This is a genomic window from Streptococcus oralis (genome assembly GCF_003943825.1).
In the GTDB taxonomy this organism is placed as follows: domain Bacteria; phylum Bacillota; class Bacilli; order Lactobacillales; family Streptococcaceae; genus Streptococcus; species Streptococcus oralis_CD.
In genome coordinates this window covers 1-682 of record NZ_RJNJ01000076.1, presented here as the reverse complement: position 1 = coordinate 682, position 682 = coordinate 1, and the positions used below count along the sequence as shown (strand labels likewise).

Genomic DNA, 682 nt, shown 5'->3' with positions numbered 1-682 from the left:
GTATTTACCTTTTTATTTTTATCCAGTAAGGAACATCTGGCAGCGATGACGAGTAGACTTCTAAAAGTTATATTTCCAGAGAAAGTGGTGACAAAGTTAACTTACATTGGACAAGTAGCACTAGAGACTTATGACCAATTTTTGATGAGTCAGCTGATTGAAGCAGTCATCATAGGAGTTATGATAGCGGTTGGCTACAGCCTGTTTGGACTACCTTATGGGGTAATGACAGGTATATTTGCAGGAGTGCTATCGTTCATTCCTTATGTAGGGCCTATGATTGCTTGTGTTGTGGGAGCGATTTTTATCTTCACAGTGAGTCCTACTCAAGCCTTACTTTCTCTTCTTCTATATCAAGTTATACAGCTGATTGAAGGAAACCTTATTTATCCTAGAGTTGTAGGTCAATCTATTGGTTTGCCAGCTATTTTCACGCTTGCGGCTGCTAGTATTGGAGGCAATCTCTTTGGCTTACTTGGGATGATATTCTTTACACCGATATTTGCTGTTATCTATCGATTGGTTAAGGAATTTGTCGTTGCAAAGGAAAATCAGCTAGATTAAGAAAAACTAAATTTAATAAGATATACTGAGAAGAGAGTGAGAGATTCTCTTCTCTTTTATTTTTAAATACTTTTCTACAAAAAGCTATTAGACGTTAAAAAAAGCCTTGGTTTCAAGG

The 682-nt window shown here is 36.8% G+C and carries 1 protein-coding gene; it reads left to right on the top strand.

Features of this window, described 5'->3' with window-relative positions; translation table 11 throughout:
* Positions 1-564 (top strand): AI-2E family transporter (locus D8863_RS10650; RefSeq protein ID WP_142999494.1); only part of this gene is annotated, 564 nt, incomplete at its 5' end.
* Between the last annotated feature and the right edge of the window lie 118 nt (positions 565-682).